A 16,094-nucleotide genomic window follows, 5' to 3' on the forward strand; every position below is an offset into this window, starting at 1 on the left:
TATTTCTCCCTTTCGTTAAACGGGTCGTTGCCCGCAAAAAATTGTGGCCGTTAACGCTCGGCCTTTTTCTGACGTTGCAGCACTACAGCGAGGATGATGATCACCCCCTGAATAGCGCCGTTCAGATAGGGGCTGACCAGATCGGTCAGATTCAGCAGGTTGTCGATCAGGCCGAGGATCAGCACGCCGACAACAGTGCCCCAAACACGACCGAAGCCGCCCTTGAGCATGGTTCCGCCAATAATCACGGCTGCAATCGCCTCCAGTTCCCACAACACACCGGTGGAGGAGGACGCGCTGCCCAGTCGCGGCACGTACATGATGGTGGCAATACCAACCAGAATGCCCAGCAGGACATAGGTCCACGCCCGCACCCGATCGACGGGAATGGCGGAATAGCGCGCAACCTGCTCGTTCGAGCCGATGGCAGCGCAATGACGGCCAAAGCTGGTGTGGCGCATTGCAATCTCACCGGCGATGGCAACCACCGCGAACACGATAATCGGCCAGCTAACCCCAAGGATACCGCCGTAATACATCGGCCGATAAACCCCACGCAGCGTGAAATCGAGGCTAATGGTGCCCCCATCCGCCAGCCAAGTCACGAGGCTGCGGAATATCCCCATCGTGCCCAGCGTGACGATAAATGCCTCGATCCGCGCGCGGGTAATCAGCAATCCGTTAGCAAGGCCAGCGACAAGGCCCAGAGCCAGCGCAATCGCCATTCCCGCGAAAATCGTGCTCCAGCCCGTACCCATCATCGGCACCAGCGCATTCATGGCCAGGATCATGCACCCCGCAATAAACGCCGCCATGGACCCGACCGACAGGTCCAGCCCGCCCGCCGTGATTACAAAGGTCATGCCAACCGCAATGATCCCGATAAAGGCGGAGCGGGACAGCACGTTGGTGATGTTGCCGTAGCCCAAGAAGTTCTCGTTCATCAGCGCGCCGATCACGATCAGCACGGCCAATGCGATAATCGGGCCTAATACCTGTAGGTCCAGCCGTGGCCGACGGGGTTTGGTTTGTTCGGTCATGCTGCGTAATCCTTGCCATCCAGCCCCATGGCGAGGCGGACAATTGAGTCCTCTGAAATTTCTGCGCGGGTCAGCTCACCTGCCTTGCGCCCCTGCCGCATCACCACGACGCGATCCGCCAACCCGATCACCTCTGCCATCTCGGAGCTGATCACGATCACCGCACGCCCCTGCTCGGCCAAGGTTCGGATAAAGGCGTAGATCTGCTGCTTTGTGCCGATATCGATGCCCCGCGTGGGTTCGTCGATGATGACGATCTCTGGCGCGTTCAGCATGGTTTTGGCCAAGAGCAGCTTTTGCTGGTTGCCACCGGACAGATTGCCAACCGCCACATCGCGATGCGGGGCGCGAATGTCGAATTCGGTGATTGCGGTGTCCAGCGCCGCTTCCTCCGCCCGCCGGTCAATCAGGCGGCGAACGAATTTGCGTAATGCCAGCAACGTCAGGTTCGGGCGCATGCCCTGTGACAGGATCAGACCACGGCCCTTACGGTCCTCGGTCAGGTAACCCAGCCCTACCTGCGTTGCGTCGCTCATCCGGCGGATCGTTACGGGCTGACCGTTGCGGCGGATGGTGCCCGTTGCGGCCCGCAGGCCCATCAGCCCCTCCATCGCCTCGGTCCGGCCTGACCCGACCAATCCCGCGAAACCTAGCACCTCCCCCGGTGCCAGATTAAAACTTAGCCCCTCAACCAAACCCGGAACCGTCAGGTTCTCAACTTCTAAAACAGGTTCCTGCCCGACCGGTCCGTCATGGTCGGGGTACAGGTTGGTCAGATCGCGGCCAACCATATCACGCGCCATGCGATCCTCGTCAAATTCCGCACCTGCCCCATGCGCCACAACACGACCATCGCGCAAAACGGTGATCATGTCGGCCAGACGCGCAATCTCATCCAGCTTATGCGAGGTGTACAGAATTGCCACGCCATCGGCGCGCAGGCGCTCGATCTGCCGGAACAGAACGGCGGCCTCGCGATTGGTTAGAACGGCAGTCGGCTCATCCATAATCAGCACGCGCGCATTGCGGCTGAGGGCTTTTGCAATCTCAACCATCTGCTTGTCAGAGACGGAGATATCCTCAACCCGCGCAGCCGGATCAACCCTGGTTTCCAAACGGTCCAGCAAGTCCTGCGTTTGCTTACGCATTTGGGCGTGGTCCAGAAACACCCCTTTGCGCAGTTCACGCCCTAGAAAGATGTTTTGCTCCACGCTCAACTGCTCAGCCAGATTGAATTCCTGATGGATCATCACGACGCCATCGGATTCAGCCTGTTGGGCGCTGGCGAAAACGGTGTCCTGCCCGTTATGCCGAACCGCCCCGTCCGAGGCAGACAGATAACCGCCAAGGATCTTCATGCAGGTGGATTTGCCTGCGCCATTCTCTCCAATCAGCGCATGCACCGCCCCTGCATGCAGCGCGAAATCCACGCTATGCAAAACCCGCACCTGCCCGAAATCACGGCAGACACCGTTCAGGGATAGAACCGGATCGCCACTCACATCGAGACCCATGCGCCATTACGCTTGGATGAACGCACGCAGGCATCAACGAAACCAACACCAGCCAGACCATCCGCAATGCCCGGGACATGCGCCCCTGCATCCGGCGTGGACCCATCCCGCGCAGCAGTGATCAGCGCGGCCGCGTCGGAATAGATATTCGCGAAGCCCTCCAGATATCCCTCAGGATGGCCCGCTGGCGTCCGCGACAACCGCGCAGCCGCATCACCGATGCCTGCACCGGCGCGGGTTAGCAGCCGTTTCGGTTCACCCAGCGGCGTGTACCACAGCTGGTTCGGATTTTCCTGATCCCATTCCAGACCGCCATTTTCACCATAGACGCGCAACCGCAAGCCGTTTTCGTTGCCGGCGGCGACTTGGGAGCACCACAGCATCCCCTTCGCCCCGCCCTGATAGCGCATCATCACATGCGCATTGTCGTCCAGCGCGCGACCATCAACAAAGGTGTGCAGATCGGCGGCCAGTTCCTCCACCTGCAAACCGGTCACATATCCGGCGAGGTGATGCGCGTGGGTTCCGATATCGCCAGTGGACCCGCCCGCACCGGATTTTTCGGGGTCTGTGCGCCACGCAGCCTGTTTATTATCGACGGTGCGGCTCAACCAATCCTGCGAGTATTCCACCTGCACAACCCGGATTTTGCCCAGATCACCTGCCTCAACCATTGCGCGGGCCTGCCGGATCATCGGGTAGCCGGAATAGTTATGCGTCAGGATGAACATCGCGCCAGAGCTTTCCGCCGCCTTTGCCAGCTTACGCGCATCGGCAAGGGTCGAGGTCAGCGGCTTATCGCAAATCACGTGGATGCCGCGTTTCAGGAACTCCCTCGCCACGGGCCAGTGCAAGTGGTTTGGAGTGACGATGGCCACAGCCTCCGCCCCGCTTTTCAGGCGGGCCTCACGTTTGGCCATTTCCACATAATCGCTATAGGAACGGGCAACGCGCAGCGTTTCCGCCGACCGTTCCGCACGTTCTGCATCCGATGAAAATGCGCCTGCGACCAGTTCGAAATGGTCATCCATACGGGCCGCGATGCGGTGCACAGCGCCGATAAATGCGCCCTCACCACCACCGACCATACCTAGCCTGATGCGATCACTCATGCCGCGTTCCTCCTAGTTTTTTGTTTGTCGCCGCCGATGCTTAGCGGTCCAGACCCAGCATTGCGCGGTTGGCCGCCTCATCAGCGCCACCATCAGCGAAGTCGTCAAAGGCACGATCTGTTACGCGAATGATGTGATCGCGGACAAAGGCAGCGCCCTCACGCGCGCCATCCTCGGGGTGCTTTAGACAGCATTCCCACTCAACAACGGCCCAGCCGTCGAAATCTAGTGCCGCCATTTTTGAGAAGACAGCCCCGAAATCAACTTGCCCATCGCCCAAGGACCGGAAGCGCCCCGCGCGGTTCACCCATGGCTGATAACCGCCATAAACGCCCTGTCGGCCAGTCGGATTAAATTCCGCATCCTTGACGTGGAACATCCCGATACGTTCGGCGTAGATGTCGATGTTGTCCAGGTAATCAAGGCATTGCAGAACGTAGTGGGACGGATCGTACAGCATCTTGGCCCGTGCGTGATTGTTCACACGCTCCAAGAACATCTCGAACGTAACGCCATCGTGCAGATCCTCACCGGGGTGAATCTCGTAGCAAATATCGACGCCGTTATCCTCAGCATGGTCCAGAATAGGACGCCAACGGCGGGCCAGCTCATCAAAGGCTTGCTCAACCAAACCGGCAGGGCGCTGGGGCCACGGGTACATATAGGGCCACGCCAACGCGCCCGAAAATGTCGCATGGGCACCAATGCCAAGATTGCGCGACGCCGTGATCGATTTGAACATCTGATCGACGGCCCATTCCTGACGGGCCTTTGGATCACCATGAACGGATGGATGCGCGAAGCCGTCAAATCCGGCGTCATAGGCGGGGTGGACCGCAACTAACTGGCCCTGCAAATGGGTTGCAAGCTCGGTCACGGCAACGCCGTTTTCGGCGGCCTGCCCCTTCCATTCGTCGCAATAGGTTTTGCTGTCGGCTGCCTTGTCCAGATCAATCAGGCGCGCATCCCAGCTGGGAACCTGCACACCCTCATACCCGCAATCGGCGGCCCATTTTGTAATGGAATCCCAAGAATTGAACGGTGCTTCGTCACTTGCGAATTGCGCAAGGAAGAGCGCGGGGCCCTTGATGGTCTTCATAATATCCTCCCAGTGCCCTCTTGTCGGGGCGTATGGGTCGATCGGAATCGCCCATGTAATCGTTTACATGTAGAGTGTAGGCCATTCGCGATTCCGTCAACCCGCTTCTCATGTCAAAGGACCCGCATGGTGACTGGCAAATCGACAATTCTGGATGTGGCGCGGATTGCAGGCGTTTCGACGGCGACGGTCAGCCGCGCATTGGCTCATCCCGACCGCGTGCAACAGGCGACCCGCGACCGCGTTATGTCCGCCGTGCGAAAGACCGGATATCGCGTAAATCCTGTCGCACGTAATTTACGAACGCAGCGCACAAATGTGATCTTGGTTCTGGCACCAAATCTGGCCAACACCTTCTTTAGCCGCATTTTATCAGCAGTTACCGAAGTTGCTGCATCGCATGGTTTCGGCGTGTTGATCGCGGATTCAGCCCCGCTGGGCGATCACGATCTGGATGTGATGGACCTGTCCGGTGATGGCCGTGCCGACGGGATCATCCTGCTGGATGGTGCACTGGACCCGCTGCGCGTGACGAATACCGACCTGCCGCTGGTCATGGCCTGTGAATGGATCGAGGACAGCACTCTGCCCACCATCGCCATCGACAATGTGCAGGGCGCAAGGTTGGCAGTGGAGCACCTCAGCGCGCTAAACCATCACCGGATCGCGCATATCGCCGGACCGGTGGGCAATGTGTTGAGCACCGCCCGCCACGATGGCTGGCGCAGTGCGATGCAGGCACTGGATCATCGCATTGAGCAGAACGATTATTTCGCTGGGGATTTCACGCTGGGCTCAGGCGTTTCTGCCGCGCGGCAATGGTTGGCCCAACCGGCGGATCAGCGTGCAACAGCGGTTTTTTGTGCCAGTGATGAATGCGCAATGGGTTTCATCGGCCACGTCACTCGGCAAGGGTTGCGCGTGCCTGATGATGTCAGCGTCGTTGGCTTTGATGACATTGATTTATCGGAACATTTCCTGCCATCCCTGACCACGATCCATCAGCCGCGACGACGCATGGGCGCCCGCGCGGCCGAGACTGTTATCAGGCTGATCCGCCATGAAAACACCGCAGGCGCAGATGCCGCCCCCCTGCCCGTGGAACTGGTTGTCAGGGGCAGCACGGCACGCAGATAGTGAGCCCTCGGGGTGTAACTGCAACGGCCCGATCAGGAGCCGTTGCAACTGTGCTGCGCGCTTATAGGCCCGGCGCGCGCGACAGTGTTTCAAACAGATCCTCGAAAATAGCATCCCGATCCAGATCGTAAGCCTCTGCCATCAGATGACGGCTGGGGTCGGTTTCCCAATACAGCTTCTCGTTCAAAGCGGGCGAGGTCGTCATATGCATCGAGACGTATTTCTCATCAAACAACCATGCCACATTGATGATGTCCCAAATCACCCATGTTTTCGTTTCAGGCTGGGTGATCGCGAACATCTCATGCAGCGGGTTGTTCGTGTACAGGTGCCACAGATAGGCGCCAATCGCGCCCTTGGGCTTCACAAACTGCTCCATCTCGGGGTGCGAAATGCTCAACTGCGCGCCAACGTGATAGCCGGGCAGATAGACATGCGGCACACCACATTCAAACAGCAAGCGTGAGGCAAGGCGATCCTGTACCAAGTTCAGCGACGGCTCGTTACAGAACGGCGCATAGCTGGGGAAGGACGCCGTCCAGATCACCACGATATTGTCGATAATATCCGGCGCCAGCAGCAGTGCCGACGCGATATTCGTCAGTGCGCCCATGGCCAGAATATAGACAGGACCATCCGCACGGTTGCGCGCCTGCTCAATGATAAAGCGGGTCGAGTCCGATTCAATCGGCGTGTCATAATCGCTCAGATAAGCAGGCGATCCACGGAAAACCTTACCCTCGGACGCGACACCGCATTTATCGTAGATGGTCAGGATTTCCTGATAGGACAGCTCAACACCCTGCTCAGGCGTTACGAACTTCACGTCATGCCCGGTCCTGCCCGCATCGACGATCCGCTGCGCCCAGCCGCCAAGGCCGCCCATGAACTTTTCCTCAACATCATTCTGCGGGCCGCCATTCTGTAGGATTTCCACAGATTTGATCAGCCCCTCCTTATGATGCTGAAACGAGAACGGAACCGCCGTCACACCGATCACATTCACCCGTTCCGGTGATAGCAACGCCCATGCCAACGCGTATTGGTCGTCAATCTCGTTCGCGGTATCGGTGTCGATGATCACCCGTGCGCCAGCCGCAGGACGGGCCAAGCGGCTACGCATCAGGTCGGCATCCAGTGTCGGGAAACGGGCGGCGATATCTTTCAACGAAGTCATGATAAATCCTTAATTTCCAAAGCCCTTACCGAAGGCCTCTTCTTTAATGAAACGTTCGGTGATCAGCAGCAGGATGATACCCGGAATGGTAACGACCAGCGTGATCCCGGCGGCGGACGCATCCAATGTGCCACCCGCGATTTTCGAGAACAGCAAGGTCGGCAGCGTGATGATTTGCCCCTGCCCCATAAAGAACGTCAGCAAGAAGATGTTCGTAGACACAAGGAACGTAAACAGCGCCCCCGCAACCACACCGGGCAGCAGCATTGGCAATGTGACCAGCCGCATGACCTGCCACTTGGACGCGCCAAGGATCATTGCCTGCTCCTCGAAATCACGGCCAAGGCCCTGATACACCGCCGTCAACATACGGATCATATAGGGGATCGTCGGGATCAGGTGCACGATGATGATGCCCAGATAACTGCCAGCCAGCCCAAGTTTGATAAAGATCATCAGCAGCGAAATACCGATTGCCGCCTCGGGCACGATCAGGGGCATAGACAGGAAGAATTCGAACGCAGCCTTGCCCTTGAACTTCTCACGCGCCAGCACCCGTGCGGCTGGCAGGCAGATGGCAAGGCAAATGGCCGTAACAACTGTCCCGATAAAGACGGTGTTCAGCGTCGCCTCCCACACGCGGCTATAGGGGGACAGCACGTAATCCCATGCCAGCGGCAGGATCGAGCGGTCGCGTTGCTCCAGCCACCATGTGCTAGGCAACATATCCGGCCACGCCCAGCGGAACGCGAAGCTTTGAATAATCAGTGGGATAAACGGCCCAAGGATGAAGCCCGCAATCAGCAGCAGATAGATCTTCTGAAACGAAGAAAGCCGGGTGTTCAGGGCGCTTTTCATTTGACGACGAGCCATATTAGTTTCTCCCGATGCGGCGTTCATAGCGGCGATAGAAGGCAAGGTAGCTGTACAAAATACCGCTTGCGATCAATGCGATGGACACAACTGTTGCCATGCCTTGCAGCTGCAATGTGTAATCCGCATCGTTGAAATAACGCCATGCGACCACTGGCAGAGTATCCGGGAAACCACCGCCCAGAATAAACGGAGCCTCAAACGCGCCGATGTTAAAGGCAAAGATGATCAGCGTGGATGACACGATACCCGGCAGGATTTGCGGCAGCGTCACCTGAAAGAAAATCTGGCGTTTATTCGCGCCCAGAATGGCGGCCGCTTCCTCAGTCTCACGCCCTACTCCCAGCAGAACCGCATAGAGGGTCAGCGTGACAAAGGGGGTCTGCTTCCAAACGTAAACCGCGATGATGCCCCAGCCATAATGGGTTTTCAAAATCTGCGGAAATTCGGACGGATCACCAATCAAGCCGACAAAGGCAAAGATGCGTGAGATCATACCGCCATTGCCCAGCATGATAACCGCCAGCGCGATACCCACCGTGTAGGGGATCATCAGCGGCAGCTTATACAGGTACTTATACAGCTTCTTGCTGGGGAACGTACGGACCAAGGCCAGCGCCAGCAGCGTGCCCAATATCAGCGCGATAACGGTCGAAACCGTCGCGTAATACAGCGTCAGCCCTAGCGACTGCCAGAACGACCAATCGCCCCATAGCGCGCCGAAATAGCTGAAATCAGGGAAGGTATTCACGCCGAACCATGGCGCAAAGCCGAGCGATTGCATCACCGCCAATACCAATGCGCCGCCGAACAAAACGGTCAATACGGCAAGGACGGGTGATAGCTGTACCCACATCCACATGCGTTCTTTGCGGTGGCGGGCCAATTCCGTTGTTCTGGGGCTGGGCATAGTTTGTCCTTTATGGCGATAGACAACCAGGGCCCCGACCGGGGGCGGGATCCTAGCGTATCAACTCAGGAACCGAGGTTACTGTGCGAGGTTTTCGACCGCGCGCGCAACGATCACGTCGATGCTGTCGGTGCTGTCACGCTCGATATATTCCAGCCAAGTCGCCTCGATCACATCGACCAGCGATGCGTTGGTATCGGGGGCTGTGTTCGCGTCCAGCTCGGCCTGTGTTACGCCGATCAAACCCGGGGAGGCATCGGTCAGCGCCTGCACTTCCTCATCTGTCAGCGTCCATGGATCAACGCCCGGGGGCATACCGGTGAATTGCAGCTTGGTCACCTGCGCCTGAACCGAGGTCATGTAATCAACCATGATCAGGGTCGCGGCGGGGTTTGGTGCATTTGCCGGAATGGCCAGATAGTTCTTGTTCTTGATCATGTTGCCTTCGGGGAAGACAAATGCCTCGGCGCCCTCAGGGTAGGTGCCGTTATTCAGGCCAGTTGCCACAGCGTACAGACCGAATTTACAGGCGATATCAACCTCACCGTTCAGGAACATCCCGTCCAGTGCTGCGTTATCCTCTGCATAAAGCGCGTTTCCGCTTTGCGCGCCCAGCAGATAGGGGTCGAGCTCCTTGAGATATTCCAGACCCGGTGCGATCAGACGCGCCAGTTCCTCTGCACCCATATCCTCAATCGAGCTCTGGAACGGTTCAGCGCCGGTGCCATCTGGGTTATGCGCATAAACTGCGGCCTGAACGAAGGTGTTACCGACATAGTGCGGAGGCTTCACATAGGTGAATTTACCGGGGTTTTCCTGTAGATAGGTCAACAGCTCCGCAAAGGTGTGGGGCACATCCTCGCTGGCCAAGCGGTTGGTGTTTGTCGCGCAGACATATTGCTCACCCGACCACGGCATCTCGGCCTGATTGGTTTCAACACCGAAATCACGCAGGTTCAGCAGCGAGCGTGGATCTTCCTCGTTCCACTCAACATTACCGCTATTCGGTAGCATGCCAGCGAACGAACCGAACAAGGCGTCCTGCCGTTGCAGTGTCGCGAAATTCTCGCCGTTCAGCCAGATCGCATCAACGCTACCCTCGCCCAAGCCACGGCCCGAGCCCATTTCGGCCAGAACCAGATCAATCGCGTCCTTCGTGCCGGTGATCCGCACAGGGTTCAGCGTGACGCCCAGTTCAGCAAGGTCAGGCGTGACAACGCGGTCCATCCAGATGTTGATCGGATCGCTGCCGCCCCAGTAGTACAGGTTAACGGCGCCTTCCTCAGCCGCGCGCGCCTGAACATCCTCCCACGTTGCGGTTCCAGCTAGGAACGCATCGCGGAATGCGACGGCATCAGCATCCTGCGCCATTGCTGTGTTTGCCAACAGAGTGGCGGTAACAGACAAGCTTATTAGTGTTTTTTTCATTACTTTTCCTCCCATTACAGTTGATCGTTATTAGACTGGGTTCTGAATGACCCAGATGCGTTGCGGCTGGATTGTCAGCCACACGTCCTGCCCGACATCGACCATGCGTCGGGATTGTTCGTTCACGGTGATCGCCTCACCGTTGCAATCAACGGTGTAGTTCACAGTCGCGCCAAAGAATTCGCGGCCCGTTACCTTGCCCGCTATAAGGTTCTGATCGGCGTCGGCATCGCTGAGCAGCAGATCGATCGCCTCGGCCCGCAGCAGGACATGCCCACTGCCATCACGCACCTGACAAACCGTCTGATCCAACTGCAAATCGCCAAAGGCTGTGCGGGCAATCCCGCCGGTGATCTGCGCCTTAAAGATATTGCTGGCACCCATGAAATCCGCGATTTCAATGCTGTTGGGGCGTTGGTACAGCGCATCTGGGGCATCATATTGAGCAAGTTCGCCGTTGAAGATGACGGCGACGCGGTCGGCCAGTTCCATCGCCTCAACCTGATCGTGGGTCACGAAAACAGTCGTGATGCCAAGGCGTTGTTGCAAGTCGCGGATAAAGCGCCGCATTTCACCGCGCAGCTTGGTATCCAGATTGGCCAGCGGTTCATCCATCATCAGAACCGAGGGGTTGGTGATCAATGTACGGGCAATCGCAACCCGCTGCATTTGCCCACCCGATAGCTGCGCCGGGAACCGATGACGGAACTGATCCAACTGCACCACGTCGAGGATTTCCTCCAACCGGCGCTTGATCTCGTCGCTGGGAGTGCCGCGAACCTTGAGCCCGAACATCACGTTTTTCTCAACCGTCATGTGGGGGAACAGGGCGTAACGCTGGAACACCATACCGACATTGCGGTCCTGAACGCGCACCTCGGAAACGTCCTCATCATCGAACAGGATCTGACCGAGTGTAGGTACTTCCAAACCGGCCATCATGCGCAGCGTCGTTGTTTTACCACAGCCAGAAGGCCCCAGAAGCGCGACCAGCTCACCAGAGGCAATCTCCAGATCGATCTGCGAAATAGCGGTGAACGCTCCGAATTCTTTCCGTACGCCCTTGAGCTGAACTTTTGTCACCTAGGCCTCCCCTCGCTGCGTGGAATTATTCCATTCAATTTGTTAGTACAAATAAAGTGGAAACCAGCATGTCTGTCAACAATTAAGATGTATCCTCACGACTGCTTGGGCAGTCCGGAATGTGATGAAATGACGTCCAGCGACTGCATACCGCACCATGCGGCAAACTCACCAAACACATTTGCTTCATGACCGGGGACCAGCACGAAATGGTGCTCCAACCCCTGCTCCATAACCGTCGTTACGATGTCACTGGCCGTGCATGGCCCCTGATTCCCGGTGAAGTTCCCGACCCAGCCGCGACACCCGGTAAAGCCCGCTGCTGAGCCCTGCTGAACCTCGCCCTCGACCACAAACTGCGCTGTGCCATGGCGTGCGACACGCACAACGGTCACGGGGCCATGGGCGAATTCGTAATCTGCGATGGCACCGAAAATCGGGCTTGCTTCGGTTCCGCGCCCAATCATCGGGTGATTGATCCACGCGACATCATCCTTGGCCATATAAAGTGGCCCGCCGCCGCCATGCCACATCAGGATTTGATCCGCAGCCAGATCAGGAGATGTCATATCCAGCAAGCATCCAACCCGCCCTGTCAGCGCCTTGACCGCCAATTGCGTCACCGCGCCTAGCACATCGCCCTCGGACGCGACGGGCAGTTGGTCCTGCTCCTCCAGCCAGCTAAACGCCGCGCCGGGATGCATACCCGGATTTTCCTGAAGTGCGGGCCAGTCCGAAACGGCCAGCGCGTCATATCCACCCTCAGCCGCAATTGCGCGCAATGCCAAAACCGCACGTGCGGTCAGGCCCATCTGCACATCAGACACGCCCTGAACCGTGGCTGCCTGCGCCATTGCCGACAGCTCCGCCGCGACATCCGCATCCGTTTGCGCGGACATCAAGTCGGTCATTTTATGCATATCGACATGCTCGACCCACACGCCAAGCGCACCTAGCAGCGTATCGCTGGACACTTCCATATTATAGAATGTCGGGGCAAGTCCGCCCACAACCCCGACCCGTGCACCGCTCAGCGCCTTACGCGCCGATAATGCGCGCAGGGTTTGGATCAACCGCGCGGTCAGAGCCGTATCCTCAGGCGCGCCCAGATACCATTGCACCGGATTTTTCGCCAAGTCGCGCACGCCACGGGCAATCGACATCGACATGTTCAGCGATACAAAGTTGTTGAGCTGCACATCACCTGTCAGCACCGGCTCTGGCGTTGCCCAAACACCTAATGGCAGGCTGTCCCGCGCAATTTCTCGCACCACATCGCCCATGGTGAAACCACCATGCAGCAACAGAATGAAATCGGCACCAGCGGCCTTAACCTCGGCCATTGCGTCGCGTGCCTGCGCCGCATCCATCGGAATGCTCGATGCCTCGGCAATGGTATACCCGCCCTGCTGCGCAACCTCGTCCAACATCTGGCGCGCTGCCTCGAACACACCGTGGCGTTGCGGGAAATAGCTGGGCAAGGATGCGTTGATGAGGCCGATGGTCAAAGACATAAAGCTGTTCCGATTGCTAAGCGCTGGTTTGTTGGGCGGCACCGCCCGAAAGGTCGAAATTGATCGGGCCCTGACGATAAACCTGATCAAAAAAGACCGGCTGGCCCGATGGATCAAAGGCCGTGCAGGCCTGTGACAGGATCGGCGTATTAGGCGCGACATCCAATCGCGTGGCGATTTCAGGGTTGGCGATGACAGAGTCCAGCGTTTCGCAAGCTGTCGTCCATTCCACGCCGAAGTTCCGCCGTAAAATCCGTAAAATTGATTGTTCCTGCCCCGTTTCAGGGAAATCCGAGGCTGCCATATTCGGCGCAAGACGCACCGGTATCCACGTTTGCGTAAACATCCGCGGTAGGCCATCGACCGTGCGCAGGCGCTGGACCAACACCAAAGGCTCGTCAAACAATTCCCGAACAGGCGCGCTGATTTCAGTCGTCGGATTATCGACGCCCAGCAACTTTGCCCCGGGGATACGCCCCTCATTCAGGACCTGATCAGTGAACGAGGCCATGCAGGTGGACGAGGGCGGCGACAGCGTCGCCACAACATAACCACTGCCCTGCCGTGCTGTCAGATAACCGGCACGGACCAGCATCTCCAACGCTTTACGGATTGTGACACGGCTGACGTCAAAGGTTTTGGACAGCAATTCCTCTGTCGGCAACCGTGTACCGATCGAATAGTGCCCCGCCATCAGGCGGGACAATATAGCGTCGTGAACGACCTGATATTTTGGAGGCGTGCTGGTTTTCATGGGGTCCATCTTATGGATAACTTCAATTGATACTATCCAATCAGAAATTCTCTATCCTAGCCAGACACTTTTGGTCTGCGAGTATAGTGCCATGGCTTCCTCACCCATTTCACGCCCGTAGCCGCTTTGCTTCATGCCACCAAATGGTGAGGCCGGATCGGTATCGCCCCATGTATTGATCCACAAAGTTCCGGCCTTTAGCTGCTCGGACAGGCGCATTGCGCGTGCCAAATCCTGTGTCCAGCCGCCAGCAGCCAATCCGAACTCGGTATCATTTGCCCGTGCGATGACTTCTTCCTCATCATCGAAATCCAGAACACACAGAACAGGGCCAAAGATTTCCTCGCGCGCGACGGTCATATTGTCGGTCACGGATTGCATCACGGTTGGCGCGACGAAATAGCCGGTCTTACCCTGCCGGGCACCACCCGCGACAACCTCCGCTCCCTGTGCGCGACCGGCATCAATATAGCCGAGCACCTTTTCCATCTGGGGGCGTGAGATCACCGGGCCCAGATCGTGCGGTTTTGCATCCATACCGGGACCAACGGACAGTCCCTTGGCCATTTCGGCCAAACGCTCGACCACCTGATCCTTGATCGAGCGATGCACAAACAACCGCGCACCTGCCGTACAGGATTGGCCGTTATTGCCGAACAACGCCCAGAACGAACCAGCGACCGCCTTATCCAGATCAGCATCCGCGAACAGGATATTCGCTGCCTTTCCGCCCAATTCCAGAGACACTTTCTTGAGGTTGCCAACAGACCCCTCAACAATGCGCCGCCCGGTTTCGGTGGAACCGGTAAAGCCCACCTTGTCCACACCCGGATGCGCGGCCAGCGCGGCCCCTGCATCACGGCCCAGCCCCGGCACGACGTTCAGAACACCTGCTGGAAAACCAACCTGACGCGCCAAATCAGCCAGATACAGCGCGGTTAGCGGCGTTTGCTCTGCCGGCTTCAGCACGATAGTATTGCCCGCGGCAAGGGCCGGAGCCAGCTTCCACGCAACCATCAGCGTTGGGTAATTCCACGGCGTAATCAAACCGCAAACGCCCACCGGCTCCACTTTGGTGAAGTTCATCTTACCGGGTGAGGAGACCGGAATCGTCCGCCCCTCAAACTTGCTCGGCCAGCCAGCGAAGTAGCGGAAGTGGCGGGCGGAATAGACCGCATCCACATCACGCGCGACATGCATCGGCTTACCGTTATCGATTGCGTCCAGCTCACCAAAAATCTGCTTGTTCGCCTCAATCGCGTCGGCGAGCTTCCACAGCAACTGACCGCGATCATGGGCCGTCATTGTGCCCCATGGGCCGGACAGCGCCGCACGCGCGGCCGAAACCGCGTGATCAATATCAGCCGCAGTTCCCATCGAAACCTGTGCAGCAACCGTGTCGAACGAGGGGTCGACAACGTCAAACACGGCTGAGGTCGTAATCTGCGCATCAGCAATGCGCAAACCCTGAACCTTATCAAGGAACGCGGCGACGTCCCGATGCATGTCTAGCAGTTTCATCCGATCGCCTCTTTCAACGCGGCCAAACGCTGACGTCCGACGCTTTGCATCCAACGCTCCATCGCGGCGGGGCCTTCAGCACCGAAAATGCCGATTGCATCGTTCCAGATGGCACGGCCACACATAAAGCCGAGCGGGTTTACGCCAGCCTTGCGCGCGAATTTCAGCGTGTCGCGGAACTGCTCAAACGTAACGCCCGCGCTGAGATATAGCAGCGGCACATCGCCTGCCGCCTCCGCCGCCTCAACAAAGGCACGCTCGGCATCGGCGCGGGACATTTGCGCGGTTCCGGCACCCTCAACGAAGTCGAAATTGACGGGCACCTCAACCTTGAGGATATCGATATTGAATTTCGGATCAGCAAAGGAACGGGTGGCGGATTGCACCAAGCCCGGCTTGATCGCCGCAAACTCCGCGGACGTACCATCGGGGATCGCGCGATCATAAACGATAGGCTCGAACAAATAGGTCACGCCATTGGCACGGCAGCGCTGGCCGATATCCTCAACCAAGTCAAACTTACGCTGGTTCAGTTCAGCGGTGTCATTCGGGCCGAAGTAGAGGAAGAATTTCAGGATCTCAGCGCCCAGATCGGGAAAGTCGGAAACCTCTAGATTTGAGGGCAGTGCGGTGATGCGATCCTCGTCGGAGATTTTGTAAACATCCGCCTCAAAGGCCAGCATTTTGGTGCAGTTCGCGTCGTAATGCGGCAGCAACTCACGCCCGTAATTGGCATCCACCAACAGGGTCGTCGCGTCGGGGCTTAGCACCTCAACCACGATGCGTTTGAATTGCAGCAGGTCATCATCCTGCGCGGCAGCACCACGTGCAGCTTTGATTGCCGCCTCCAGCCCGCTGCCCTGATCCACAGCCACGCCAAAGACCGAGCCATCGAGTTTCAAGATATCTGTGCTCATTAGGTCAATTCCTTT

At 57.9% G+C, this 16,094-nt stretch carries 14 protein-coding genes; 1 reads left to right on the plus strand and 13 read right to left on the minus strand.

The genetic code is table 11. The features are described 5' to 3' along the window. Positions 1-50: 50 nt before the first annotated feature. The 4 genes from CR254_RS00110 to CR254_RS00125 are packed head-to-tail and all read right to left on the minus strand — an operon-like array spanning position 51 to position 4,765. The gene (locus CR254_RS00110; protein ID WP_097927783.1) at positions 51-1,040 is read right to left on the minus strand and encodes an ABC transporter permease; all 990 of its coding nucleotides are present in this window, start codon (positions 1,038-1,040) and stop codon (positions 51-53) included. Next, positions 1,037-2,554, minus strand: a complete 1,518-nt coding sequence (locus CR254_RS00115) for a sugar ABC transporter ATP-binding protein (protein WP_097927784.1) — start codon at positions 2,552-2,554, stop codon at positions 1,037-1,039. Before CR254_RS00115 ends, CR254_RS00110 begins: the two co-directional genes overlap by 4 nt. Next, a complete protein-coding gene (locus CR254_RS00120; protein WP_245851323.1) occupies positions 2,539-3,666 on the minus strand; it encodes a Gfo/Idh/MocA family protein in 1,128 nt (375 codons plus the stop codon). The genes CR254_RS00115 and CR254_RS00120 overlap by 16 nt, the downstream gene beginning before the upstream one ends. Positions 3,667-3,706: 40 nt before the next feature. Beyond that, positions 3,707-4,765, minus strand: coding sequence for a sugar phosphate isomerase/epimerase family protein (locus CR254_RS00125; protein WP_097927786.1), 1,059 nt, complete (start codon positions 4,763-4,765; stop codon positions 3,707-3,709). Between the two features lie 129 nt (positions 4,766-4,894). Here CR254_RS00125 and CR254_RS00130 point away from each other — a divergent pair, with 129 nt between their 5' ends. Further along, on the plus strand, positions 4,895-5,902 hold the full coding sequence (locus CR254_RS00130) for a LacI family DNA-binding transcriptional regulator (protein ID WP_219617962.1): 1,008 nt from the start codon (positions 4,895-4,897) through the stop codon (positions 5,900-5,902). A 61-nt stretch (positions 5,903-5,963) separates the two neighbouring features. Here CR254_RS00130 and CR254_RS00135 read toward each other — a convergent pair whose 3' ends face one another. The 9 genes from CR254_RS00135 to CR254_RS00175 all read right to left on the minus strand — a co-directional run bounded on the left by CR254_RS00135 (position 5,964) and on the right by CR254_RS00175 (position 16,079). Further along, on the minus strand, positions 5,964-7,079 hold the full coding sequence (locus CR254_RS00135; protein ID WP_097927788.1) for a nucleoside hydrolase: 1,116 nt from the start codon (positions 7,077-7,079) through the stop codon (positions 5,964-5,966). 9 nt (positions 7,080-7,088) lie between these two features. Continuing rightward, positions 7,089-7,952, minus strand: a complete 864-nt coding sequence (locus tag CR254_RS00140) for an ABC transporter permease (protein WP_219617963.1) — start codon at positions 7,950-7,952, stop codon at positions 7,089-7,091. Position 7,953: 1 nt separating this feature from the next. Continuing rightward, entirely contained in the window at positions 7,954-8,862 is a 909-nt protein-coding gene (locus CR254_RS00145) for an ABC transporter permease (protein ID WP_097927789.1), read from the minus strand. Positions 8,863-8,940: 78 nt separating this feature from the next. Further along, positions 8,941-10,290 carry an ABC transporter substrate-binding protein gene (locus tag CR254_RS00150; RefSeq protein WP_219617964.1) on the minus strand — a complete coding sequence of 450 codons (1,350 nt, stop codon included), beginning with the start codon at positions 10,288-10,290 and terminating at the stop codon, positions 8,941-8,943. 30 nt (positions 10,291-10,320) lie between these two features. After that, positions 10,321-11,373 (minus strand): ABC transporter ATP-binding protein, encoded by a 1,053-nt coding sequence (locus CR254_RS00155; protein WP_097927791.1) that lies wholly within the window; start codon positions 11,371-11,373, stop codon positions 10,321-10,323. A 95-nt stretch (positions 11,374-11,468) separates the two neighbouring features. Continuing rightward, positions 11,469-12,887, minus strand: coding sequence for an L-fucose/L-arabinose isomerase family protein (locus CR254_RS00160; RefSeq protein WP_097927792.1), 1,419 nt, complete (start codon positions 12,885-12,887; stop codon positions 11,469-11,471). A 16-nt stretch (positions 12,888-12,903) separates the two neighbouring features. Then, positions 12,904-13,641, minus strand: a complete 738-nt coding sequence (locus CR254_RS00165) for a GntR family transcriptional regulator (RefSeq protein ID WP_180955837.1) — start codon at positions 13,639-13,641, stop codon at positions 12,904-12,906. Between the two features lie 51 nt (positions 13,642-13,692). Next, positions 13,693-15,162 (minus strand): aldehyde dehydrogenase family protein, encoded by a 1,470-nt coding sequence (locus CR254_RS00170; RefSeq protein WP_097927794.1) that lies wholly within the window; start codon positions 15,160-15,162, stop codon positions 13,693-13,695. After that, the gene (locus CR254_RS00175) at positions 15,159-16,079 is read right to left on the minus strand and encodes a tagatose 1,6-diphosphate aldolase (RefSeq protein WP_097927795.1); all 921 of its coding nucleotides are present in this window, start codon (positions 16,077-16,079) and stop codon (positions 15,159-15,161) included. The genes CR254_RS00170 and CR254_RS00175 overlap by 4 nt, the downstream gene beginning before the upstream one ends. Positions 16,080-16,094: the final 15 nt, after the last annotated feature.

Source organism: Pontivivens marinum (genome assembly GCF_900231835.1).
Classification (GTDB): Bacteria; Pseudomonadota; Alphaproteobacteria; order Rhodobacterales; family Rhodobacteraceae; genus Pontivivens; species Pontivivens marinum.